Below are 25,256 nucleotides of genomic sequence, written 5' to 3' on the forward strand. Positions count from 1 at the left end.
CTAGGCTCAGCGGCACTCCTGCAGCATTAGTTCAATAAAAAAGCTTTACTCCTTCAGGAAGAAAGCACCATTCAACGGAGAAGGCCGAGAAATTTCAAAAGATTGAATATGGTATATCATTTTCCTAGGTCTCTAAATAGGTATCCAAGCACTTTTTTTATATTTAAAATAGTTTTCTTTTTAGCTCATTGGATTCACTATTCCTATGCCCTTCCACTTACATAGAATAACCCCTTAAGTCTCGATAAACGTATGCTTCTTTTATTACAACATTTCCCGCAGTCGTCGTACATCTTTCAATGGGGACAGACCAAATTTACGGCTGTATTCCCGGCTAAAATGAGAGGGGCTTTCATAACCTACCTGAAACGCTGCCTCAGCAGCTTCCAGATTTTCCGTTAAAAGCAATCGGCGTGCTTCCTGCAACCGAAGCTGTTTCTGAAACTGGATTGGGCTCATACCCGTGACTTCCTTAAAATGGCTGTACAAGGATGAAGAGCTCATTCTGGCTTCTTTCGCTAATCTGTTTACCAATAAGGGCTGTGCAAATTCACGGTTTAACACCCCGATCACCTTTGCAATCCGTTGTGCCTGACTCCCTATAAGTGCAAAATACTTCATGGAATCATTCCGGTCATTCTGTAGAATCCGGTAAATGATTTCACGTTTGATACCATCGGCAAGGATTGGTATATCCTGTGGAGTCTCCAGTAGCCTAATAAGTCGTATTACCGCTTCAAGGAGAGAGTCATTTATTTGGCTGATTACCAGACCTCGTCCCGGGGAGTCATTTGAAATTACTTGATTCGTTGACTGAACGATTTCGAAAATCTGGTTCATATCAAGCTGCAATTGAACGCATAAATAAGGGTTATTAGGAGAAGCCTTTATGATTTGTCCTGTAATTGGCAAATGGACGGAAGCAGTCAGATAACTGGCAGAGTCGTACTGATAGCTTTCTTCCCCAAGCATGACTAATTTTGATCCCTGGGCCACAACACATAGGGAAGGTTCATAAACAGAGTAAACGGGTTCAGAAATCTGGGTGGTACGAACAAATCGCAATCCGGATATAGACGTATCATGCGTTCCATCCACCGCTACATTTCTCTCAATTAACTCCGCTAATTCCTTAATTTGCTCCATGAAACATTCCTCCTCTCCAGTTTCATATATGGATATCTTGCCATTATACTATAATTTATTGGAGTATTAGGCAAGAATTGTATATTTTCCGACTACCCCCTTTTTGGTTTACAAGTTCATAATGAGTTTATGGTCAGATACTTCAATTAGGTATGGGTGTTCAAATTTCTGTTTTAAAATCACTTTCTACCAAAATTTGAGTGCCATCCATCTTGTAAACATGAGAGGAGAATATACATGGAAAAAGAACTTATAAATAATTCTCATCCCTATGTGGGAATGTGGGTAACCACGGACGGCTATATTCGGCACGAACTACTTTCAAATGGCCGATACGATGAAGCCCGCGGCAACCGTGAAAGCGCATATCAAGGAAACTATATCGTCACAGAGAATCATATTGAATATGTCGATGATACAGGCTTTACTGCCAATGGTGATTTTATCAACGGGGTACTTTATCATGCAGGTATGGTGCTATATCTGGAGGAAGGGAGCAAGGAATAGTGTCCGAACTTAATGGGAAAGTGGTTGTGATTACAGGGGCAAGCAGCGGAATTGGTGAAACAACAGCCCGACTGCTCGCAAGCCTGGGCGCACATGTTGTAATCGGGGCAAGACGTATGGAAAGACTAGAGTCATTGGCATCTGACATTCAAGGGGATGGAGGTTCCGTACTCATTCAACAGCTCGATGTGACAAAACTAGAACAGATGCAGGCGATTATCGGTGCAGCCCAGAGTCGTTTTGGAAGAGTTGACGCTATTATTAACAACGCAGGCGTGATGCCGCTCTCTTCGCTGGAAGCATTAAAAATTGAAGAATGGAACCGGATGATTGATGTCAACATTCGCGGGGTGCTTCATGGCATTGCCACAGGTCTTCCGGTCATGAAAAAACAAGGTTTTGGACATTTTATCAACATCGCATCCATCGGCGCGTACGAAGTGACCCCGACAGCAACTGTCTACTGCGCGACCAAATATGCCGTACGTGCAATAACGGACGGTTTGCGGCAAGAGACTGTGGGTCAAGGGATCCGTGTGACCCTTGTATCGCCAGGAGTAACGGAATCAGAACTAGCTGATAGCATTACCGACAACCAGGCTAGAGAATTCATGAAGGAATACCGACGTAACGCTCTGCCAACTACTGCTATTGCCCGTGCGATCGTCTATGCTCTTGAACAGCCTGTTCAGGTCGATGTAAGTGAGCTGGTAATTAAACCTTCAATGTAAATGAAACAAAGAGAAATAAGGAATACAAAAATAGAAAAATTTAGATTTGCGAACGTATTTCGGATGACAGTCCTAGAACAACGTTCAATAGTTCTTACTTAACGGAACTGACGAACTTCTGAAGTTGCAGTTCTTATGTTAGAACATGAGGAAACTTATGTAACATCCTAAGTAAGTCAATGGTGTAAAGTATAAATCCCCCGGCTGAAAACTTCCTTGTAGATGATGGGTCAATGTGCGTTGACACTCAGCATCATACTAGAGGACTCTTTTTTCTGCAAGACCTCGAATAAGTTTCAAACAGGAATGCTGCACCATTAGTTTAAGTGAAACCCTTCACAATTTATAGCTATTTTAACATAGGTACCCAACAAAAAATCACCTCTCATTAAACTAGAGAGGTGATTTTAACGTTCGTTTAAAATATCAGTTACCTGCTTTTAATGTTAAATTACCAACTATAATGTAAAGTTACAACATAGTTGGTAACTCTAAAGCGCCGAACTGGGGAATTGCTTCTCGACATCCGTACCGACTTCGGCTAAGAAGCATATCGCCAATCAAACATTAAAAACAGGTATGTCGGTATCCTTAGAGACTGACCTACCTGTTTGAGTTATGAAATGCTATTACCACATACTTCTATCAACCATTAAACAATCGCTTTTGCTTGTAATAAATTTCGGTAGTCTGGAAAATTCCTCACCATTAAGAACACCGTCATAATGAAAATAAAGTATGCTGGGAAGCCTGTGAATGGCTCTAAGAAAATGTGGAATACAACCATATTTACTGCAAGTGACATAAAAATCAGTAACGCCAATGGCATAAAGCGTTTTGTTACAAATGATAACCCACAAATAATTTTTACAATTGCTAGCATCGGTATAAAGAAACCTGTTTCCTCCATGGCATTCATATAAAGCTGTGCTGTTTCGTTTTCGTATTCAGTTGTAAATCCCCCTGCTACGAACATAAAGATACCTGAACCAATCATCATGAAACCTAACAGAAATCGGACAATTGTATAAAGTTTATTCATTCGTTCATCTACTCCATTCTATTTAACTTGCTCATTTGCTAAGAACAGTACAATCGTTGTATTTGTACTTGTTTTTATCGTATCGTCATACAGTTCAAATCCTGCTATCGTATCACCTTTAGATAAAATGGTTTAGTTCACTTGAAGTTCCCTATCCATCACATAGAGGCACGGTGTAAAGCCATGATGCTTTGGTAGTTGTCACAATTCCCCTGCAAAGAATTTGGCGTCATTAATCGCTACTTGATTGCGAATGACAAGTGGTGCATCCATTTCTTTCGGTACACCGAGTAGTTGCCAGCCTTCTAATAGCTCCACATCTCGCAAAAAAAACTGTATGCCACTATCCAAATCCTCTTGTTCTGGACGGATTAAAATTTGTAGTGCTTCTCTTGCCTCTGACGTTTCTTTATGATAAAAGCTTTTAACTGCGTTCATCCTCATAATATTACTGGCAGATACTTCTCCTACTTGCCCAACCGAGTCTTTATGACGTATCGAACCTGCCTTCTCCGGAACGTAAAACAAATATGTTTTATAGAGCAAGAAGCTAAGTTTTATCTTTCTACTGTACTAAACTATCTAAATTCGGCTGCAATTTGTTCCGTAAAACATACAGCATGATAGCACCCACTAGGAATGAGACGGCATCTACAATAACAAGCGACCAGATTACTCCGTGGAATCCGTACATATGATTGGCGATAAACAACATAGGAATTAGTGTAATTCCTTGAATAATTGACATAATAAACGCAGCAGTTCCCTGTGCTGTTGCTTGAAATATACCTGTAAACAACGTGGTCATTCCGGTAATAAACAAGCATAAGAACGTTACATGCAGAATGTAACTTCCTACTTCAATTAAATGTGGGTCATTCGTAAATAAACTAATTAGGTTATCAGATATCAGGTAAACGATAACGCCGAATACAAAGGCTAACACCACAATTGTTTTAATTGTAAATCCGATTGTATGCTTCATGCGCATTTTATTCGCTGTAAAAGAAAAGGCGATAAGCGGCACTACTCCCTCACATAAGCCCATCAGGATAAACTCAGGAAATTGCAATAAACGTGATGATATCCCGTAAGCAGCTACTGCCTGATCCCCATATTCTATAAGAAAGTGGTTTAAGATGAGCGACATTGCACCCAAAAAGATACTCATAATAAAGATTGGAAATCCGATCTTAAATACATTACTCAGAATCTCTTTAGTAGCCTTGAACCATTTGGCTGAAACGGTTAGGAATTTGCTTTTATATCTTATATGAAAAGCGTAAAATGCACTGGCAACAACGTTTGAAGTTACCGTAGCTGTCGCAACCCCAGTTACGCTCCAATGGAAGACAAAAATGAATAGTGCATCTAGAATAATATTCACGACAACGCTGATAATCATACCAATCATAGATGTGATTGCCGCACCTTCTGAGCGCACGATATTCTCCAGTGTGAAGAACAATATGACAAATGGAGAGCCTATGATCATAATTGTGACATAGTCTTTTGTAAATTCGAAGGAGTCAGACGTTGCCCCAAGGCCATATACGATTTGCTCAATCAATGGGAAGCTTACACCTATTGCGACAAGACCGAGAACTAAGCTGCTGTAAAAGGCGAATGAAGACACATGCTTTACATCATCATATTTTTTCTCTCCTAGCAAACGTGAGATGAGTGTACCACTCCCCATGCCAATCAAATTTCCTAGCGCCATAATGATCGCGAATAACGGCAAGGTTAATGCGAGTGCTGTTAACATGGCAGTATCATTTAGCATACCAAGGAAATAGGCATTCAAGATGGAATAAATGACACTCATTGATGTGCCTAGCATCATCGGTACAGCAAAGTGAGCTACAGCCTTTGCGACCGGTGCTTTTTCAAAGTAATAGAGGTTTTCTGCATCCAAGTGGATCACTTCTTTCTTTTAAACATTTATCTAACGGTGTTAGTTTGAATCTTACAGTGTTAGATGTTATCATTAACTTATGAATCTGTAAAGCATAAACTTACAGTGTTAGATGAAATGGAGGATACCAATGAAAAAACAGCAGCCTCAGATTTCGGAGGATAAGATTTTAGAAGCCTCATGGGAGCTTCTTGGAGAGGAGGGTATCGAGAAACTCACTATGAGACGATTGGCACACAGACTTGGGATTCAGGCGCCCTCTTTGTATTGGTACTTCAAGAGCAAACAAAATCTCTACCAGCGGCTAGCCAACCAGGTATCTAAAATAATTTTGGAGGAATTCCACTCCGAAGGGGATTGGAAGGAACAGTTGACTGAGCTTGCGGTAACGGTAAAAAGTGTGCTCAGCCGCTATCCATGCTCTACGCAGATTATGATGATGACACTGCCCCACGAACCAGATATCATCCGATTCACCAACCGGATGCTGCTATGCGTGGAATCAACACCGCTTGAGCAAGTGCAGAAAATGCAAGTGGTTACTACACTCGTTAACTATGTCTATTACTTTGTTCTAGATGATGAACAACATCAACGTAATGTCTCCGCTATCCTTCAGGCCAAGGAAATGCTTCCAAGAGAAGAAATGATTTGCCTTTTAGACTCTATGAATGAGACGGATGTGGGACTGTTTCGGAGGATGTTCAAGAACGGATTATTTGAGCTGATGGGGACTGACAGAGCATTTGAATTTGGTTTGAAGTTGATTTTGCTCGGGGTCGATCAAGTTATTAAGGAACAGTTGGAGTAAATGTAAAAAAAACGCCCATCCAGTTAGGATGGGCTGATATGCTAGCTATGTATTATAACCAGTTAGAAGGCCTTCTACAATCTACAGAAGTCCTAACTAAACTGCACCGTTAGTTGAAGAATAAGTTAACGCTTAGCCTCATTTTCTTTTGGATTTGTTATTCCAATGTTGTGATAGGACACCACATTTAAAAAATATTAAAATCCCATTCTCTAGATATTTGCTGTAACAGCATAACACCTGCAACACTATTTCCAAATTCGTCAATGGCAGGACCATAAACCCCTATTCCACAGCCATCCATAAATGGGGAATCATCGGATCTAGCTCGAGGAGGAATTACTGCCAATATCCCGCCCGATACTCCACTTTTTGCAGGAATACCTACAGATGCAGCAAATTTACCAGAAGCATTGTACATACCACATGTCACCATCAACGCTTTTGTTAACCTAGCCACTTCCTTAGAGAAGATTTGCTCCTTACGGATAGGATGATATCCGTCATTTGCCAGGACTAAGCCAATCATGGCTACATCTTCTGTAGTTACTTCAATTGAACATTGCTTTAAGTATACCTCTATTGCTTCTTCTACAGAACAATCTAAGAATCCCATTTCTTTTAGATAATAAGCTAAAGCACGATTTCGATGAGCCGTTTGCCACTCAGATTGAAATACTTCTTCATTGATAATTGGGTGTCTTCCTACCATTCTATCTATTAAGAGGCATATAGATTCCACTTTTTCAACTGAATTTCTTCTCCCTAATAATGAGGCAACAGTGATTGCTCCAGCATTTATCATCGGATTGAAAGGTCTTCCAGGTTTATGAACTTCTAGACGAATAATCGAGTTAAAAGCATCCCCGGTTGGTTCGACGTCCACCCTTTCTAACACATATGAAATGCCATAATCTATACATGCAGCTATAAAGCCAATTACCTTCGATATACTTTGTAAGGTAAAAGCGGTATCAAAATCACCTGTCTTTACCATCGTACCGTCTGAACCAATGATACAAATACCTAACTGCGAAGGATTTGCTCTTTCTAAAGCTGGTATGTAGTTAGCACATTTCCCTAAGTTCGCATAAGGTCTGCTATCTTGTATCCACGCTTGTATTTTGTGGAAATGTCCATGATTATCAAATCTAATTTGTGTACCTTGCTGTACAACTTCCATATCTTCTCTTCCTTTCGGTATCTAGTGCACAGTAGTGGCTTAAATGGCCTAGTAACTACTTACATATATACCACAAACCAAGAAATCTAACTACATTTACTTTATAAAGGGAAGGTATATTTATCGAAATAGTCGAAGACAATAGAACGCTTCTTTTTCATATTATAAGGGTACTAATTTATTCTCCAGTTTCTGTACTATTTAAAACTATCGTTCAACCTCTAAATCTCTTTTGAACTAACCTGTATTTTTAGTTTAATAAGAAAAGAGCCGTCTTACCAGCTAAGTGATCTTCAAGTAAAGCACCCGTTTTTTGAATAAGAACAGCATTACTTTATTAAGAAGTAATGCTGTTCTTATTCTGTTGTATAAATGAGAGTATCGTACAAATCTATTTCACATAATGTTTTTTAAAATCTGGATGGATGGAAAATTTACGACGTAAATTGACGAGGTTTTTCCCAAAACTCACCTCCAACAGTTCTTTATGTTTTTCCATGATTTCCATTAGATACAAATCATGAATCATGACCTCTGTAATTGGCATGACTAAACCTACATGCATTGTCCATGCAGCACGGCTATCTTTACCCAGTGAGACAATACCTGCTACTACTTCCGAATCATCTCTACTGATGACAATCCACCGTCCACCATACTCTTCTGTAATTTCATGACCCATATAATGGAGGTAAACATTTGCAAAATCAGAGGTGATTTCCCCATAAGCAATTATCGTTACGTTGACTCCTCTTTTTGCTGCCTTGCTTAGTTCAAACTCCAATTCTTCGAATTCCTCTTCCCAAACCTCTAAGAGAATTCTTTTTTTAGCAGATATTATACAAGCTTTTACCTTATCAATTATTTCATTGCATCCCGTGATATTCCAGATATTTTCACGGTCATTTACTGAATTTTTAAAATCCTCTAATGATTTTTCTGCAAGTTCGAAATGCTCTTCCGCTTTCATCCGACGATTTTTAATTAGCTCCTTTGCAGGAATAGGAGTATACAGTGGTGTGTTTCCTGGACTGATTAGAATGTCTCCTTGCATGGCAAGACTCTCTAGAACTTCATAAATTTTTGATCGGGGTACACCTGATTGTTTTGCAACTGCATAACCAGTTAATGGCGATTCTTGTAATAAGGTTAGATATGCTTTTGCTTCATATTCGGTAAAATTCAAATTTTTTAATGTATCTAAAATGTTTTCTTTCATAAATCCTCCAACACAAATTTATTTGTAACTAATAGTTTAACAAAGTCTATTGATTTTTTCTGAAATATTCTGATATACTTTTGTTTGATAGTAGTTACTTTGGTAGCCACTATCAGAAGGGGAAGGGAGAAACAACATGGATAGCTTACTAATATATATTTCAATTGCTGCAATGATGGTTATCATACCTGGTGTAGATACGATGTTGCTAGTGAAAAATACGCTCGCCTATGGTCCGAAAGCTGGACGATTTACGGTACTCGGAATGGCAACGGGACTTTCTTTTTGGACGCTTATTGCCATTCTTGGTTTATCTGTTGTCATAGCAAAGTCCGTTGTTCTTTTCAGTATCATCAAATATATGGGAGCCGCCTACTTAATTTATTTAGGGATAAAAAGTTTTTTTACTAAGAGTATGTTTTCTTTAAAAGAGATTCAAACACAAGCAAATACACCTACTAAATGTTCAAATCAGCATAATAAAAGTTCCTTTATGCAAGCATTACTTAGTAATATTCTTAATCCAAAGACTGTTTTGGTTTATATAACTATCATGCCTCAATTTATCGATTTGAACGACAATGTAAATCAGCAATTGTTTATGTTAGCCTTAATCCTTACTTTACTCGCTGTTTGTTGGTTTCTAGCCCTTGTTTATATAATTGATTATGCAAAAAAATGGTTGGACAACTCCAAATTCCAGCAGGCATTCCAAAAATCAACGGGTTTAATTTTAATTGGTTTTGGAATAAAAACAGGAATTTAAATTCATTTACTAACACACCACAACTTAAGATTATAATAGACAAAATAGACCATCTAAAATGATGGTCTTGTTTCACTAAAGCACCGTTAGTAATAAGAACAGAGACACTTATTGAACAATCGCGCCCGATTGCGGAATAGCTCTCACTTTATAAAATTTAGTTTTATTATTTATTTCCATTGAAGTTATAAATAGATAACCAAACAAAATAGTTAGTAATAATAAGATCATCAGATTTATAAATTTCCAAACTCTGTATGGCAAATGGCAAATATGACATAGCTACCCGAATTACATTCACCCCAAATGGTGCGCTACTAATGGTTGAATGTTCTTTTGGAAAACTGGATTCTTCCTTGCATATTTAAGCTATTATTAACATCAATAATAACTTGTAAATTAATTTTCAAGAATATGGCCCGCTTGTTGAACAAAAATTAAACAACACTCTTCAACTAAAATGCCCCTTTAGTTTAAGTGTAACATTTCACAAACTAAATCACCCTAGCCTTTAACATAGCCTAACTTTTTTAAAAATAATAATGATGTATATGAAAAAGACAGTTATTCCATTTTTTTGAAGGCTATAGAAGTATTAAGTAATAGAGAATAGAGTCCTTAGCTAATTTAAATTAGAACTTAAAAAACAACACCGCTCATAAATTGAGCGGTGTTATTTATACTTAATTGTAAAAGAAAAGAATAAAATAAATTAAGCTATCAAAGCTGTTATTGTATGAAATTTGAAATAGGAATTTTTTTTATTATTATTTACTAATCCTCCACTATTATTACTCACATCTCTCCGTGTGAATAGGCTCTTTTTGCGGCAACTATAGCAATAGGTTACTTTATCATCCTCGTTTTTTTTTTAAATAATTTCCCCTCCCTGTTTCAATATTTATTGTTTAAAAAATTGAATAATTTAAAGGAGAAAGTAACATAAGATTAACCAATAAAGAGACTTCCTAACTTCCTAATCGATTGTGGTATCGTAATATGATTAAAATGCTATAGCATTTGTTTTTTCCGCAACGTTAAATTTCCCGCTTAATAAGTAGCGGTGATATACTAGTGGAAAGGATAATATTGGAACTGGAAAGTGAGATATTAACTTAAAGCAATACATAAAAAAACGTAGAGATTTGCTAATCTCTAAAACAATATTTGATAATTAAAATTACCTTATGGTAGGTAATTCTTATTAAAAATTAACATAAAGGGAGATTAAAATTGGAATACAAAACTAAGATTAGAGCATTTCAAAATTTCAGAACTGAATGGAGTAGGGTAAAGAAAATATATTACGTTACGATTTTTTCCTATGAGGAAACAATCTCAAGAGTAAATGATGAATTGGAAACAAAATTAATTTCTAATAACAATAAATTTCACTATAAAAATGAACTAATATCTAGGTCTCCGAGTGAATTAACAAGGAATTTATCAGATAGATATGCAAATATGTTAAGAGAATCATTGTTTGTAAGGCTTATATCAATTATGGAATTATATTTCAATGATGTTTTGCTAGAATTAGGTGAAATAACATTAAACCCTTTTAAAACAGAGGGCACTAAGGAATATAAAGTCGTTGATTTACTCAACATTAGTGATATAAAGGAAATCCAAAACGAAATTATTCAAAATAAAGTAAGAAATGTTGTATTAGGTGGTTACAAAGAAATAAATAAGTTTTTAAGGACGAAATTAAACATAAATACAGCCAACTCCAACTTAGACGAAACAGAAATAAAGGAGTTATACTCGAGAAGGAATCTCCTTGTACATGCTGGTGGCATCATTGATGGAATTTATTTTGATAATTTTATACAAGGTGGAAGTGAGAGTGTTGGAAAACGCTTAACCGTTCAAGAAGACTATTTTATAGCTTCGTTAGAACTGGTACTTAATTACGTAGAATTTGTTACGATAAAGATTGAAGAAGTTTACGACTTTTCTCAACTTGATTTGAAAAGAAAGCAAATAAAGCAAGCCAAAAGAAGTCAAAAGCTAAGTAATAAAACTAGAGAATTGTCTTGTACAATTATCTTTAAATCTAAGCAGGATATATTGACTTATTTAGATAGACAAAGTGAATTTGGCTTTGATAATAAATATTTATTAGGTAGTATACTTACCGAAACAATTGAGGTTGAGGATTTCATCGTTAAATTAACAGTAAAAGGACGTATAGATATTGTAGGTACATTTGAAGGGTATTATAGAATGTTAAAACGAAAAGAGATAATTAATGACTTTACTATAATTTTTAGTCAACTATACACCACTACTAATGATGAAAACTGGAATACGTAATGTTTACCCGTTCGTTTTAATCCTTTTTCTTTTATTTAAATGTTATATAGTACTTGTTAGAAATTGAGATATTAGAATATGCGGGCTTTATAGTTAAACGAGAATCTTCAAGGGCTATGAAAAGTGGTGGAAGAGGAGCTCGATATACACTCAATCTATGTAATTTATTAGAGGTTATTCCTCATGGGAGATTAACAAATGATCTTCTTAAAAAGTGGTTAACTCATGAGAAAGAGTACACTCAAATTTTCAAAAAAAGTAAATTAGATGAAGTGGAATTGCCGGAATTAGATGAGTTTAAAGAGTTAGGTATCTTATCGTCAGATATTAAAATTTTAGAGAAGTCTAATGCCTATCCATACGGATTAACAGATTATAAAATATCAATATTAAAAAATGCTGGGTATGAATCGGTAAAAGATTTATTCAATGCTAATGATAATGAAATTTTAAAATTAGAAGGAATAAGCTATTATTGGCTTGGAAGGATTAAAAGTGTAATAGGTCAGGCTATTTGGATGTGATTTTAATCAATCTTTTTTATAAAAACTAAATTCCCTGCAAAACCAAACCCACTCATTTGATCAATCTTTTTTCAAAATGAGTGAGTTTCTTCTTTAAAAAAATCAATGGTTGAAGCATACTTTTAATCAAACTTTATTTCAAACCTACAGCCATTTTGCAGAGGATTTCTTTAACATTTTTATTTTCAAAAGGAGTATCATATGGAAAAGGTATTAAAGTTTATAATCGCCATCTCATTATTAATTCTTGCCCTTAATAGTTTCCGTGTTGTTAGCTACCTACGCAACCTCACTGAATTAATGGGAGCATTAATAAACACTACAAATTAGAAGCGATTTATCGTGCTACAAACGGGCACGATGGTTGAACAAGTGATACGTGATTTATTAAGAAATATGGTAAGTAATAAAACGCACAGGCACAAAAATCTGTGCGTTTTTTCTAGCTTATTTTATTGTTAATCAATGTCTAAAACATATGCAAAATCGGTTGCTATTTGACTCGCTATTGGTGATTTTCTCCCCATCTGACGAGCAAAAATCACAACTAAATATCATGCTGGATGATGTGAATTTTAAAGGTCACGGGTTTACCGATAATTTCTTTATTCGTCCTAAAGATGTACTTCCATTTTTCGAACAGTTTAGTCTTGAAAAACTACATTTGCTTAATTCGAAAGTTTTTTATATCTACGTGAGGCAGAACTCCTTAGCCGACCGCCTGAAGTGGTGTCTGCGTGGCTAGACTTAGCAGAGCAAGTATGCGAACGCGAAGATATGCTGGGTTTAGCAGAACATATTATGTATATTGCCAAGAAAGTCAAATAAGCACTCTTCAACTAACGGGTGCTTAGTTAAATATTCGCTAGCCGAAATAATTAATAATATTAATGCGTACTTTAAAGTTAAAACCATAACATTGAGTTACTAACTATAATGTAAAAACCTTATGGTGCAATTAGATGGGTTACCAACTAAAATTAAATATTACGAAAAACCCGTATTTTGTTGCTGTTATTGAATTTTTGAGATACCGACTATAATGTAACTGGACATCCAGTTAGATCATAGTTGGCAACTGATATTTAAATCACCTCTCTAGTTTACTGAGTGGTGTTTTTTTATTGGATAATTATATTAAAATAGCTGATTGCAAAAATTTTCACTTGAACCAACGGAACAGTATGATGAAACCAAGTGGTTATTAAATCGTATGTATTATTAAAATATTTTGACATATTGAACTTTAAAGATGTGTGGAGAAACGATTCTGACATTGTAAAGGAGGTGATAAAAGGTGAGTGTTCAAATTGAATTTGGTGATACTTCTTTAATATTGAATATATCAGGCAAGACAATGGTTACTACATTAAGAAAAAAGATAGAAATTCCTTACAATTCGGTTGAAGAAGTACAAATTAGTAATTTCAAGTTTCCTTTGACAGCTGTAAAAAGAACAGGTATTACTACAATTGGCTATAAAGCTGGGATTTTCATTATTGATAAAAAGAAATATTTCTTATCCTATCATGACGCAAATAAAGTAGCTATCCTTGGTTTGAAAGGATTTGAATTTGACAAAATAGTGGTTGAAAGCGAGGATCCAGAACAACTAGAGAAAAATATCTTGATGCGTTGCTCTCACATAAATGATCAAACGCCCTAATTATATAGGCTCTATCTTCAGGGTCTTATCGTATTTCCAGTGTGACAAATTGTGAAGCAGACTTCAAAGAGGATGCAGAATCCGTTTGGAATTACTATAACAGCTATAATGTTCCAGAATATTTAGCTGTTAAGGAAATAAATGTAATGGTTAGCCAAGGAAATCACAGCTTCCTTGGCTTTTTTAGTTGTTAGGTGAATATCGGCAATTCAGAAGGTGAAGCACTCTTCAGACATATTAAGAGAGAGAATATTGAATTTTGGAGTTAGCAACTATGTTGTAACTGAACAGGTTTTTTCTAATGAGTGGCTTGTCCTAAAAGAAGGATTAATATTGAGAAGAATGAGTTCTTTTTATTGATGAAAATCGTTGTAATCACTTTCTTCTTCCCCATATAACCCATGCCTTGTGGTGGATTCTAGTGTATTTATACCGAAAAAGTGAATCTTTCAACCAACTAGGATTTCTGTTGTATTTATTCAAAAGTTATAAGCCAATTAAGCGTGTTGTCACCAAAATTTGTTAGCGTATAGACAAATTTTTCTTTTTGCCATGTTGCAAGGCTACCTTGATCATTTGCATCAATATGCAGATGGCCATATTGCTCTGGAATTGGCATCATATGTGTTTCCAAAAATTCCACAGTTTCTTTTGCTATCGTTAAGCTTTCCTCTGATTTTTCTGTTGTTGAACGTGCAATAATGGCCCAGCGCCCTTCATTCCAACTTGTAAATATTGAGCCTGCTCCTGCATCTTGATACCCAGTTATACCATGCCCTAAATCAACAGCTTCCCCATCACTGAAAACCGTTTTATCTATTTCTTCACCTGCGGATTTTGCCGTGGCATGTTTAGTAATTACTAACTGCCCAACTAATTGCCCACTTTCTTTTATCTTAGGATCGTTCATCTCTAGTTGTTTGTCTGTTTGATAAAATTCAAAAGTTACAACATTCTGTTTTGAAGAAGCAATAGCCGTTAAATGTTTTCCTTTTGTCACAGGGAAATCTGTTGGTAACTGAATGTCCCAGTCACTCGGGATAATACTTTCGAAATTTGTATTTCTAGCATTACTATCACTTGTTACGTTTTCATTCGATTTAACTGGTTCTTTATATTCTGTTCCTAGCTCTTCTGACTGACCATTATTTATTTCAACATCGTCTACTATTTGTTCAGGATCATCCTTTTGTAAAGCTTTATTATCTTCATTTCCACAAGCAGTCATCATTACAAAAATAAAAGGTAGTATTATTAGCTTTTTCAGCGTAATCCCTCTCTTCTTTTTTGTTTATCTTCTTCAATTGAATTTACCCTAAAAACCTCTTTCAAAAACTAATCTTAAACTAGGATAGCCGGTAGTATAACTTCAATAGGACTAAAAATATAACTCATAATGAGAACAACTTATAGTTGATAACCTATCCAATCATATTCATTTTGTTTAAGTTTTTAGCAAAGATTAAGTTTATAAATTAATGTTTAAATATGGAAATGTTAAACTCGCTTGCTTATAATTCATATAAGCGAACGATTTTTTTATATTGCCATGCCGTATTAAAACAGTAACAAACAAATAAAAGTAGAGAAAAATAGAAGAAAGGTGATGTGTACGATGGAACAAAATACTATAGACATGGAAGCACTTTGGACAATTCGTACGGAGCAATTCAAAAAAATATTTTTAATTGGACTACAAAAACAATTACCACAGTCTTATGAAGAAGAACAGGAACTCTTTGCAAGAGTTGAAGCGAGAAAAAACGAAATAATGGAACAAACATTGACTAGTAACACCTTTATGGTGATACATGACAATGGATCAAAAATGACTGTAGGATTAATGGTTAATAAAATCGAAGAAGTACCGGAAGGGATGGTATCTTTAAGCCTGTCCGCGGAAGAATATGTAGTTTTTAGATTTGAAGAAAAACATATTTGTTCTTTCTGGCGGTATTTTAGTTCCCAGGATAATCAAAAGAAATACGATCTCGATATAGGAAAAGCTAGGCTCGAAACATTTAATGATTCTTTACAGCCAAAAGGAATGACTGAGATTTACTTTCCTAAGGTGAGCAGATCGTTGTGAAATACAGCTCATTAATAAAAGGAGATAATGATGGATAAGCTATTACAAGAAATTATATATTGGGTTAGAATGACGAATGAACAAATTATTATTGGTGTTTCAGGACATGGTGCTGCGGGAAAAACAACGTTTGCCAATAGATTAATAAGCCTACTAAATGAAAATGAAGTGAATTATATTAATACAGATCCATATATTATTACCTCAAACATTCGAAAACATGCCATTATCGACTATACATACCAAAACGAAAATCATCGGTATAAAATGACGGCATGCCATCCATCAGCTCATCATTTAATTTCTTTAGAAAGAGATATTCAAATGGTTAGAGATGGTTTAGATTTATATACGATTGATACAGATTATATGAAAAGCGAGCTAATATCTTCGAAAAACAAAATTACGATTGTAGAAGGAATGAGTGTAGGATTTATTAATCCAGATTTATTTGATTTAAAAATTTACTTCTATACAGATGGTGAAACAGAATTAATGAGAAGGTCGGGCCGTGATATTGTTGAAAGGGGTGCCGATCTGAATTACTTAACACAATCTCATGATGAAAGAAGAATTCAGTACGAAGTGTTTATGCATCCGTACAGTAAGCATTTTAATATCATTATCAAAAATTCTAATGACACAGTTTATATAGAAAAAAATACATTTAAATTTCCAGTTTCATAGATATATGATTACTATAATAACTAACGACATTGACAAAAACATTGTAGAAATATTATATTAGAAGTCCTGCCAACAAACGTTGGCGTAAAGGGGACTGTGAAAAGTTCATTCTTATTTGAAAGAGGATGGATAAAATGAATAAAGAAATGTTAATGGAAAGTGCACGTAACATGAAAGTAAAAGCATATGTACCGTATTCCAAATTCCCGGTTGGAGTAGCATTATTATTAAAAGATGGTACTGTAATTAATGGAGTAAACGTGGAAAACGTTTCATTAGGTGCAACTAATTGTGCTGAGAGAACAGCTATATATACTGCAGTAGCGAATGGTTATAAAAAAGGTGATTTCCAAGCTATAGCTGTAGCAGGCGATACGGTTGATTTTCTTCCACCATGTAGCATTTGCAGACAAGTTTTAGCTGAATTTTGTTTACCTGAAATGCCAGTTTATTTAACTAATGAAAAGAAAGATATATTAGAATTGACCTTAAGAGAATTATTACCTTACGCATTCACAGATTTAGAGATGTAATATTAAGATATAGATATTATTATACAATAAGTATTAGGAGCCTTTTTTATTGAGTTTTCTCAAAATAGGCTCCTTCTATTTGTTCGGAGCGAAGGCGGCGACTCCTAGGGGACAAGCACGGGGGAGAGACTACAGGCTCGACCCGTGCCCCGTCCGTCATAGCGGAGAACAAAGACCTTGGAGAAGACAAAAAAGCCCCGGTAATTTTACATGTCGTAAAATTTTCGGGGCTTTTGGTTTTCTAAGGTGGGTTTTGTCCCAGCCTCTATCGAAGTGTATTAAAATTATTTTAATTTGTCTTTTTCGGGGTAAACCATGTGATAATGAACGCTATCATAGAGATAACAAACATATATAAGTATGTGTTACTTGTTGCACCAATATAACCTGTCGTAGATTCTAAAGAGACATTCAATAATTGAATAGAATAAATTGTCATGATAACTGCTGTACCAATCGCTCCAGCCAGTTGGCGAACTGTATTATTGATCGCAGATCCGTGAGAGGCTAATTCTTTTGGTAATGAATTTAACGCGGCTGTGTTTAATGGCATCGTAATAAACGCCAAACCTATACGTAATAAAATTGTACGAACTAAAATATATGCTGTTGTTGTTTCTGGTGATAAATCAATCACTGCAAGCATGGATAAAGCGATTAAACCTGTTCCTAGAATGAATAAAGGTTTTGCTCCAAATTTATCGAATAGCTTACCGGTTACTGGGGAAAGCATAGCATTGATAATGGCGCCAGGTAATAATAATAATCCTGCTTCAAGTGCTGTAAAACCTCGGCCATCTTGCAAATAAATCGGCAGTAATATTAAATCGGCATACATTAATATTGTAATCGCAATATTGACTATCGACGTCATCGTAAAAATTTTAAATCTGAATACATTTAAATTCAATAAAGGTTCAGTAGCCTTTATTTGTCGATGACAGAATAATATTGTTACAAGCAAACCGGCAATAATTGATGTAATGACGATAAGATCATCCCATCCTTTGCTGCCTGCACTACTAAAGCCAAAAAGTACAAGTCCAAAGCCAACAGTTGAATATATAACACTGATTATGTCGAGCTTTACTTTTGATGTTTCAGCTACATTAATTAAATATTTACTTGCTAGAATAATAATCAATGCTGCGAATGGAACCATGATGATAAATAACCATCGCCAAGATAAGTACTCTAAAATAAAGCCTGCTAATGTTGGTGCAATTGCTGGTGCAAAAATAATTGCAAAGCCAATCTTCCCCATCATTGCTCCGCGTTTTTCAGCCGGATATAAATAAACAATTACAGTCATCATTAAAGGAATGATAATTCCAGCACCTACTGCTTGAACCATTCTACCTGTTAATAGTATGCCGAAATTATTTGCACATGCTGAGATAATAGAGCCTATTAGTAAAAATAGCATTGAGCTAATAAATAACTGACGTGTGGAAAAACGTTTCATTAAGTAAGCTGTGATAGGTACTAACACACCATTTACAAGCATAAATCCTGTTGCTAACCATTGAATCGTTGCCGTGCTTACATCAAAAACAACCATTAAATCACTAAATGCAACATTTAACAATGTTTGATTTAATGTAGAAAAAAAGGTTCCAGTTATCATTATAATAATTAGTAACTTTTTAGTACTATTTGATATTTCATTTTGCATATTAATTTCCTTCCCATATAATACATATTATCGACATAGTGTCTGAAAAATATCATAGCAGAAGAATTAAAACGTCCATATACAATCAAGTCATTTCTGTCGATTAGTAGAAATTTAATATATAAAAGGAATGATTTAAATGTCTTTTAAAGAAGATCCTCGTGCCATTCGTACACAGGAAATGCTTAAAGCTACCCTACTTGAACTGTTACAAGAAGGTCACTCTCTACACCAAATTTCTATTCAAGAATTAACGAAGAGAGCAAATTTAAACCGAACCACCTTTTATTTACACTATCAAAATATTAATGAATTAAAGGAACATTTAACATATGACATTTTACAAGTGCTAACAGACAAAATAGAAAATTTGACTGCCGTTTTTGATAGGAATAGAAAAGAGAACTTAATACAGCTATTGGATTATCTGCGTGAGCAAAGAAATCATATACTTGCGTTAGTGCAGTTTGAACAAGTTGAAAAACATTTACTTTTTTTGATGAAGGATTTGATTGTAACCCGGAGAAATCAATCTAAAAATATAGGAAGAAAAACCTTTGTAGACAAAGATATTAAAACTGCTTCTATTGTCGGCGTCATTATGTGGTGGTTAAAATATGGCTTACATTTAGATTCAGCATATATTGCTGATCAAATCAATCTTATGTATAGAACTTGAGTGTTCGCTACTTTTTATATTGTCCTTTCAAATGCAAAATGTTCCCTATCTATGGAAACAAATAGGGAACATATAATGGCGGCTCCTTCCTTTAAATCAAAAAGTAAAGCAATTGCGCCTCTTGTGGGATGAGTGAGACAGACAAGTCATCACAAATTGATATTGAAAAGGTTAACTGGTTTTACTCCGTTGGGTAATTTTATCTAAACCTTGTTTTTTATTTCCAAAATAAAAAGAAGGAAAAATAAATGTGCATATAAAAAAAGAAAGAGCCAGTTAAAATCCAAGATAGCTTCAAAAGCTTACCTATTGCTAACGGGCAATAAACAATTTATTATCAGTGCTCAATAAATTATTTATTTGATACGTGTTATATTACCTTATCCACATGCTTACTTTTTCATATTCTGTAAGTATCAGTAGGAAAGGGGGTATATATGATGTCTGGATATGAAGGTCAAGGTGGCGGCGGTTACGGTAATAGTGGATCGGGCTTCGTTTTGCTTGTAGTACTGTTTATCCTACTTATTATTGTAGGAGCAAGCTTTATTTATTAAGCATGGTGGAGAATAAGGTAGTGTTTCAGCTTTGACTACAAGACTTTTGGTCGTGGGTCATTTTATTTGTCAGTTTTCTACACGATCTTTAAAAAGAAAAAAAAAGAATCAATTAGGTTATAATGATACATTCCCATTTTGTATCTCTTTTCTAAAAAAGTCGACTTCCTCTTAAGTGAGCTAGTCGATTTTTTTTAGCATCTACAATAAAAGTTAGCATATGCAAAAATTTAAATACATAAAAATGCGTGTCATCTTTCATTTCTTTTATACTTGAATTAATTAGAAAAATGTAAAGGATTGTAAGATGTGAATTACGAGGAATTCTGTCATTTATTTTTCTTGAGGTTCAAGTTACTTTAAGGTTTATGATGTATTTAAGGAGGTAATTATTTGAAGCATTCTATTACTATTAAAGAATTATCTAAAAAGACCGGTATTTCCCCAAGCGCAATCAGATTTTATGAAACAAAAGATTTAATTCGTTCCAATAGAAATATGAGCGGCTACAGAGTATATGAAGATGATCAGATAGAAATGTTAAAGTTAATAGCCAGCTTGCGACTTATAAATGTGCCTCTAAAAGATATTCAAAGATATCTCCTAGAAAAAGATAATTTTCGAAAGCACGAGATGGTAACTGTATGGAAGAGCAATCTTGAGAAGCAAAGAAAATTATTAGATGTTAGCTATCGTTTTTTAGATAGCAATTCCTTAAATGAGCCAATTTATTTAAAGGAAAAATCTGAAGAAGTAATTATTTGGTTTGATAGTGAGGGCGAAGTTGGTGAATTTGGTGAGCATATTAAAGCGAAGGCAAAGCTGTTAAAAAGGAGGAACATTACATTTGAGAATTGTTATTTAAGGTATTTATCTGGAGATCATTTTTTAAAGGTAAGGATTGGTTTTGTAATAGACTCCAAAGTAGATTTAGAGCAAATAGAGAGACCTTTTACAATAGAAATTATGCAGCCTTGTATTGTACTTGCACTTCCATTTAAAGAGTCTATTAAGATGGTTAAATATGGGTATTTGAAATTATTGGAATACGCAAATGAAAATGAGTGGATTCCAGTTGGTTCTATAATGGAATGCTATTACGGAAATGATTTTATGGAAATGGAAATTATTTTGCCTGTATTTCATTTAGAGGAAGAGGAGAGGAAGTAATTGTCCAATGAAGAGCTAATATTGAAGTTAGTAAAATTGCAAGGAAGCTATTTCGAAATTGGTGTACAGCAAGGTGAGGAATTACTTACTTCGGTAGCATCTGAAAATCAAGAAATGTTAAAGAAGATGACAGCACATTCAAAATACGAGAAAAGTGAAAAATGGCTGGAGCAAATCTCCCCAAGTATTTTAGAAGAAATCAAAGGACTTGCAAAAGGTGCTCGAATGAATATTCCTCATGCAATTCGATTATATAGTGGATATGATATGGAATTCCCAACAATGGGCTGCACGTCTTTTGTTAGTAATGGCATGTACGTACGGAATTACGATTTTAGTCCAGACTTTTATGACTCAAGATTAGTTTTTATGAAACCAAAAGGTGGGTATGCATCCGTTGGTTTTAGTCAACAAATCATTGGTAGGCTCGATGGGATGAATGAAAAAGGTCTAGTTGTAGGATTACATTTTGTAAACAATGAAGAACGTAAAGAAGGTTTTATGGCCACTACAATAGTCCGTATTCTCTTGGATAACTGTAAAAACGTAGAGGAAGCAATTGAACTGATAGAAAAAATTCCTCATGCCTATTGTTATAATTATTCAATGACAGATAGTAGTGGAAAAGGGGTTGTTGTAGAAGCTGCTTCTAACAACATACATATCAATATAGATAAACAAATCACTTGTACTAATCATTTTGAAGCGCATAGATTAAAAGAAAAAAATAGAAAAGATATACAGAGTTCTATTTTGCGTAAAACGTACTTAAATGAACTATTAACAAAAACACTATCTAAAAATCAGTTGTACCATCAATTTAATGACGGAAAATCTCCACTCTTTTTTAATTATTACAAACAATATTTTGGTACATTACACACAGTTATCTATTCCCCACAAGATTTAAGCATCACGTTTGGAGTAGGTGAAAATTGTAAGCCTTATACAGTAAAATTACTAGATTTTATTAACCAGAACATAAGTCTACCAAGCTCTATTAGAGGAGAAATCAGACAACAGTGAATGTAACGATTGAGGCCAAATTAATCCGATCTCTGTATTCTCAATCATTTTTAAACTAATCAAATTTTATTGGTTTACTTTACTAGCCTCTCATAATTTTTGCATGGGAGTAGTATTATTAGAAAAAGCCGATGTCCCATATGTAAAAGAACATCGGCTTTTCACTATCTAAACAAACCTATAACAGACCCTAATTGTCTCATCATAGTATAACCATTCCGTATCGTACCTGCATGACCCATAAGTGTGTTGATGTGATTTGGTAGGTTTCCTAAAACACCTGGAGAAGATTGGTTCCCTCTATTATTATAAGGAGGGCCAAACTGCTGTCCTTGATAAGGGGCTCCAAACTGTTGTCCTTGATAAGGAGGACCAAACTGTTGCCCTTGATAAGGGGGGCCAAATTGTTGTCCTTGATAAGGAGGACCAAACTGTTGTCCCTGATAAGGAGGACCAAACTGTTGTCCCTGATAAGGGCCGCCAAACTGTTGCCCCTGATATGGAGGGCCAAATACTTGTCTATTTCTTGGGGGAAAAGATCTTCCCGGAACTGGTGAAAAAAGTGGCATATGCTCACCTCCTAACAGAGTAACCTATCTATAATATATGGCAGTATGCTTTATAGAATTAGACTTTTAATGGAACTATTATAAGAAGAAAGAAAATATACTTTACCATCAACTATTTTATAACTCATATTAACTGAATCATTTAATTTGTTAAAAAAAGGATAAATAGTTCTCCTTAGCTTTAAGAATTGTGTTATAATTTAAATATCAGTGTGCAGCAATAAGTAGGGCCATCTGTATGGTCTTGCTTTTTTTGTGCCGTTTTTGCACAATTTTTTTTGTTTGCAGGTATCTGCCATCTGAAATATTACAGTATGGAGATGAAATTTATGCAATACAGAGAGAATCGTCTACCTCAAAATGCAAAAGAAGGTATTTTGTTTTTATTAATCATTTCAATTATTTCCGTCAACACGATTGCTCCAATTATTATGGGGTTGGAACGTGAATTTAGCAAAGAAGTTTATATAGATACACTAAAGATTATTCCTATTATGTGGGTCGTCGTAGTATTATTAGTTAGACTAGTTGCAGGACCACTTGTAGGTAAAATAATGCCAAAGTTTGTTGGACAAACTGATGGCTTTAATGCTCGTATTTTATTGAATACTGTATTAAATGTAACCGTTTTGTCTATCTGTTTATCTATAATCGGCACATGGATTGGCATGGGTGAAGTTACTCTAGATCCTTTTAAAAACTTTCTTCATATTTGGCCGAGAAACTTCGCTATCGCATTTTGGATTGAATTGATTGTTGCACAGCCTATTGCAAGATTTGTTATGAAAAAAATGCATCAAAACAAAGCAAATAAAGTAGTAAGTGCCTAATTAATACGAAAATAGAGAGAGCCCTGCCTGAACAAATTTTGTTCAGGCAGGGCTCTTATTTTTTTTATATCTTTGATACACCATTCAGCTATTGGAGGCATAACCCGGAGTTGAGAAACTGGGGTCTTACTACTAAGAACGATTATCCTTCAGCTCTTTATATAGTTAATTTAATTTAAGACATTATCTACATTATGCTGTGATATGTTGATTTCGTCTTATTTTGGACAAGTTTATCGCAAGAATATGTAAAAGAGAGCTTTTTCATTTGCCTATCTAAAAATAAAGGATTATACTAACAAAGTTATATAAACAAAGTACTCTAATTAAAGTACTTTATTTAAAGTATATAAGAAATTAATTTTATTTGAAAGAAGGAAAATTAAACACATGAAGTTTACACAATTTTTGAAAACAAAGGGAGCTATTGCTTCTATTTTTATGGGGATATTTTATGCAGTTGCAATGCTAGGTATCTTTTTACCTGGGTATACGGCTATTCCAGGTAATATCGATAAACTACCTATAGCGATCGTTAATGATGATGCTGGGGAATACGGTACGATGATTGCCGATCAGCTAAAAGAAAATTTACCTTTTGAAGAGGTTAAAACAGATTTAACCAATAAAAGAGCATTAGAACAATTAGAAGAGAATGAAATTACTCTAGTAGTGCACATTCCAAAAACATTTTCAGCAGATATGGAAAACGGTGAAGTATCATCCAGTATTGATTTCACAGTAAATGAAGCAGGAGCAACGGTTGTTTCATCCTCTATGACATCTATTATTACGCAAATAAACAATCAGTTAAGCGCTCAGTTTTCTCAGCAAACAGCACAGGGAGTATTAATGAACTTTAATGTGCCGGAGGAGCAAGCTGCTGATATGGCAAAAATGATTGAAACTTCTTATGTTGGAAACGTAGTGACTATAAATGACATTCCAGATGGTATGCATAACAATATGTTGCCTATGTTCTTAACGATGGCTGGTTATGTAGGGGCAATGATTGCAGCAATGCAATTAGTAGCTTCCTTTAACGAAAGTCGTGGGAAAGCGAGTAAAACTCGTTTATTCGTATATGTGCAATTGACTGCGTTAATAATCGCAGTATTAGCAGGATTAGCATCAATGGGTATTGCTTATCTAGTAAATGAACCAAGTGGAGAACTATTCTTAAGTCTTTTCGGACAGCAAGTTTTAAACTACATGGTTGCCTTCAACTTTACAGCAATGTTTATATTCCTTGTTGGAGAGGGTGGTATGATTCTCAACATACCAGTGCTTCTTGTACAAACAATTGCTAATGGCGCTACAATTACAAGAGACATGATGTATGGTCCGTATGAATGGGTAAGTTATATTTCGCCTATGTATTACTCTGTCCAAGCATACTTTGCTAATATGTATAGTAGTATTAGTCCAGCGCCTTTTGTATGGGGTATGATTGCAGTAGGTTTAGGAGCAATGCTAATTAATATTTTGCTTGTTGCCTTCGTCCATAAAAAAGTTCCATTAGAAGCTACTTTGGTAGAGGATACAAAGGATGTTATAAATAATACTGAAATTACTGTATGATTTTGCTACAATGAATATAATTCTTGCC

Annotated in this window: 25 protein-coding genes; 16 read left to right on the forward strand and 9 right to left on the reverse strand. The window is 34.8% G+C overall.

Annotation, left to right across the window (positions count from 1 at the left end; all coding sequences use genetic code 11):
* Nucleotides 1–264 precede the first annotated feature (264 nt).
* Entirely contained in the window at nucleotides 265–1,146 is an 882-nt protein-coding gene (locus tag D0S48_RS13830) for an AraC family transcriptional regulator (RefSeq protein ID WP_144541105.1), read from the reverse strand.
* Between the two features lie 237 nt (nucleotides 1,147–1,383).
* Between D0S48_RS13830 and D0S48_RS13835 the strand changes: the two genes are divergently transcribed.
* Nucleotides 1,384–1,653 (forward strand): Atu4866 domain-containing protein, encoded by a 270-nt coding sequence (locus D0S48_RS13835; RefSeq protein ID WP_144541107.1) that lies wholly within the window; start codon nucleotides 1,384–1,386, stop codon nucleotides 1,651–1,653.
* Nucleotides 1,653–2,384, forward strand: coding sequence for an SDR family oxidoreductase (locus D0S48_RS13840; protein WP_144541108.1), 732 nt, complete (start codon nucleotides 1,653–1,655; stop codon nucleotides 2,382–2,384). Before D0S48_RS13835 ends, D0S48_RS13840 begins: the two co-directional genes overlap by 1 nt.
* A gap of 652 nt (nucleotides 2,385–3,036) precedes the next feature.
* Here D0S48_RS13840 and D0S48_RS13845 read toward each other — a convergent pair.
* The 3 genes from D0S48_RS13845 to D0S48_RS13855 form a co-directional block, all read right to left on the reverse strand.
* Nucleotides 3,037–3,426, reverse strand: a complete 390-nt coding sequence (locus D0S48_RS13845) for a DUF3185 domain-containing protein (RefSeq protein WP_144541111.1) — start codon at nucleotides 3,424–3,426, stop codon at nucleotides 3,037–3,039.
* A 201-nt stretch (nucleotides 3,427–3,627) separates the two neighbouring features.
* Complete coding sequence (locus tag D0S48_RS13850) at nucleotides 3,628–3,864, reverse strand: hypothetical protein (RefSeq protein WP_151112174.1); 237 nt, start codon at nucleotides 3,862–3,864, stop codon at nucleotides 3,628–3,630.
* Between the two features lie 127 nt (nucleotides 3,865–3,991).
* Nucleotides 3,992–5,344 (reverse strand): MATE family efflux transporter, encoded by a 1,353-nt coding sequence (locus tag D0S48_RS13855; protein WP_144541115.1) that lies wholly within the window; start codon nucleotides 5,342–5,344, stop codon nucleotides 3,992–3,994.
* A gap of 130 nt (nucleotides 5,345–5,474) precedes the next feature.
* Here D0S48_RS13855 and D0S48_RS13860 point away from each other — a divergent pair, with 130 nt between their 5' ends.
* The gene (locus tag D0S48_RS13860) at nucleotides 5,475–6,155 is read left to right on the forward strand and encodes a TetR/AcrR family transcriptional regulator (protein WP_144541117.1); all 681 of its coding nucleotides are present in this window, start codon (nucleotides 5,475–5,477) and stop codon (nucleotides 6,153–6,155) included.
* Between the two features lie 187 nt (nucleotides 6,156–6,342).
* Here the strand turns inward: D0S48_RS13860 and D0S48_RS13865 are convergent, their stop codons facing one another.
* Both D0S48_RS13865 and D0S48_RS13870 read right to left on the reverse strand, forming a co-directional pair.
* Nucleotides 6,343–7,338 (reverse strand): glutaminase, encoded by a 996-nt coding sequence (locus D0S48_RS13865; protein WP_144541119.1) that lies wholly within the window; start codon nucleotides 7,336–7,338, stop codon nucleotides 6,343–6,345.
* Nucleotides 7,339–7,729: 391 nt separating this feature from the next.
* Entirely contained in the window at nucleotides 7,730–8,557 is an 828-nt protein-coding gene (locus D0S48_RS13870) for a TrmB family transcriptional regulator (RefSeq protein WP_144541121.1), read from the reverse strand.
* Between the two features lie 136 nt (nucleotides 8,558–8,693).
* On the opposite strand from D0S48_RS13870, the gene D0S48_RS13875 reads away from it, so the two are divergent.
* The 4 genes from D0S48_RS13875 (at nucleotide 8,694) to D0S48_RS13890 (ending at nucleotide 13,832) form a co-directional block, all read left to right on the forward strand.
* Nucleotides 8,694–9,323 (forward strand): homoserine/threonine efflux transporter, encoded by a 630-nt coding sequence (locus tag D0S48_RS13875; protein WP_144541123.1) that lies wholly within the window; start codon nucleotides 8,694–8,696, stop codon nucleotides 9,321–9,323.
* A 1,233-nt stretch (nucleotides 9,324–10,556) separates the two neighbouring features.
* Nucleotides 10,557–11,642, forward strand: coding sequence for a hypothetical protein (locus D0S48_RS13880; protein ID WP_144541124.1), 1,086 nt, complete (start codon nucleotides 10,557–10,559; stop codon nucleotides 11,640–11,642).
* Between the two features lie 53 nt (nucleotides 11,643–11,695).
* The gene (locus D0S48_RS13885) at nucleotides 11,696–12,166 is read left to right on the forward strand and encodes a hypothetical protein (RefSeq protein ID WP_144541126.1); all 471 of its coding nucleotides are present in this window, start codon (nucleotides 11,696–11,698) and stop codon (nucleotides 12,164–12,166) included.
* 1,297 nt (nucleotides 12,167–13,463) lie between these two features.
* Nucleotides 13,464–13,832: a PH domain-containing protein gene (locus tag D0S48_RS13890; protein WP_144541128.1), complete on the forward strand. Its 369-nt coding sequence runs from the start codon at nucleotides 13,464–13,466 to the stop codon at nucleotides 13,830–13,832.
* Between the two features lie 475 nt (nucleotides 13,833–14,307).
* Here the strand turns inward: D0S48_RS13890 and D0S48_RS13895 are convergent, their stop codons facing one another.
* Nucleotides 14,308–15,063 (reverse strand): hypothetical protein, encoded by a 756-nt coding sequence (locus D0S48_RS13895; RefSeq protein WP_144541130.1) that lies wholly within the window; start codon nucleotides 15,061–15,063, stop codon nucleotides 14,308–14,310.
* Between the two features lie 384 nt (nucleotides 15,064–15,447).
* On the opposite strand from D0S48_RS13895, the gene D0S48_RS13900 reads away from it, so the two are divergent.
* The 3 genes from D0S48_RS13900 to D0S48_RS13910 all read left to right on the forward strand — a co-directional run bounded on the left by D0S48_RS13900 (nucleotide 15,448) and on the right by D0S48_RS13910 (nucleotide 17,141).
* A complete protein-coding gene (locus tag D0S48_RS13900) occupies nucleotides 15,448–15,921 on the forward strand; it encodes a GyrI-like domain-containing protein (protein WP_144541132.1) in 474 nt (157 codons plus the stop codon).
* A gap of 30 nt (nucleotides 15,922–15,951) precedes the next feature.
* A complete protein-coding gene (locus D0S48_RS13905; RefSeq protein ID WP_151112175.1) occupies nucleotides 15,952–16,608 on the forward strand; it encodes a uridine kinase family protein in 657 nt (218 codons plus the stop codon).
* Between the two features lie 134 nt (nucleotides 16,609–16,742).
* The gene (locus D0S48_RS13910; protein ID WP_144541136.1) at nucleotides 16,743–17,141 is read left to right on the forward strand and encodes a cytidine deaminase; all 399 of its coding nucleotides are present in this window, start codon (nucleotides 16,743–16,745) and stop codon (nucleotides 17,139–17,141) included.
* A 289-nt stretch (nucleotides 17,142–17,430) separates the two neighbouring features.
* On the opposite strand, the gene D0S48_RS13915 is transcribed toward D0S48_RS13910, so the two are convergent.
* Complete coding sequence (locus D0S48_RS13915) at nucleotides 17,431–18,816, reverse strand: DHA2 family efflux MFS transporter permease subunit (protein ID WP_144541138.1); 1,386 nt, start codon at nucleotides 18,814–18,816, stop codon at nucleotides 17,431–17,433.
* 139 nt (nucleotides 18,817–18,955) lie between these two features.
* On the opposite strand from D0S48_RS13915, the gene D0S48_RS13920 reads away from it, so the two are divergent.
* The 4 genes from D0S48_RS13920 to D0S48_RS13935 all read left to right on the forward strand — a co-directional run bounded on the left by D0S48_RS13920 (nucleotide 18,956) and on the right by D0S48_RS13935 (nucleotide 22,248).
* A complete protein-coding gene (locus tag D0S48_RS13920) occupies nucleotides 18,956–19,495 on the forward strand; it encodes a TetR/AcrR family transcriptional regulator (RefSeq protein ID WP_144541140.1) in 540 nt (179 codons plus the stop codon).
* Nucleotides 19,496–19,935: 440 nt separating this feature from the next.
* Nucleotides 19,936–20,052, forward strand: coding sequence for a YjcZ family sporulation protein (locus tag D0S48_RS13925; protein WP_144541142.1), 117 nt, complete (start codon nucleotides 19,936–19,938; stop codon nucleotides 20,050–20,052).
* 393 nt (nucleotides 20,053–20,445) lie between these two features.
* Complete coding sequence (locus D0S48_RS13930) at nucleotides 20,446–21,222, forward strand: MerR family transcriptional regulator (RefSeq protein ID WP_144541144.1); 777 nt, start codon at nucleotides 20,446–20,448, stop codon at nucleotides 21,220–21,222.
* Nucleotides 21,223–22,248 carry a C45 family autoproteolytic acyltransferase/hydrolase gene (locus D0S48_RS13935; protein ID WP_151112177.1) on the forward strand — a complete coding sequence of 342 codons (1,026 nt, stop codon included), beginning with the start codon at nucleotides 21,223–21,225 and terminating at the stop codon, nucleotides 22,246–22,248.
* Between the two features lie 164 nt (nucleotides 22,249–22,412).
* On the opposite strand, the gene D0S48_RS13940 is transcribed toward D0S48_RS13935, so the two are convergent.
* The gene (locus D0S48_RS13940) at nucleotides 22,413–22,817 is read right to left on the reverse strand and encodes a hypothetical protein (protein WP_151112180.1); all 405 of its coding nucleotides are present in this window, start codon (nucleotides 22,815–22,817) and stop codon (nucleotides 22,413–22,415) included.
* A 329-nt stretch (nucleotides 22,818–23,146) separates the two neighbouring features.
* Between D0S48_RS13940 and D0S48_RS13945 the strand changes: the two genes are divergently transcribed.
* Nucleotides 23,147–23,647 carry a DUF2798 domain-containing protein gene (locus D0S48_RS13945; RefSeq protein WP_151112182.1) on the forward strand — a complete coding sequence of 167 codons (501 nt, stop codon included), beginning with the start codon at nucleotides 23,147–23,149 and terminating at the stop codon, nucleotides 23,645–23,647.
* Between the two features lie 390 nt (nucleotides 23,648–24,037).
* Entirely contained in the window at nucleotides 24,038–25,228 is a 1,191-nt protein-coding gene (locus D0S48_RS13950) for a YhgE/Pip domain-containing protein (RefSeq protein ID WP_151112184.1), read from the forward strand.
* Nucleotides 25,229–25,256 lie beyond the last annotated feature (28 nt).

This window comes from Psychrobacillus sp. AK 1817 (assembly GCF_008807035.1).
In the GTDB taxonomy this organism is placed as follows: Bacteria; Bacillota; Bacilli; order Bacillales_A; family Planococcaceae; genus Psychrobacillus; species Psychrobacillus faecigallinarum.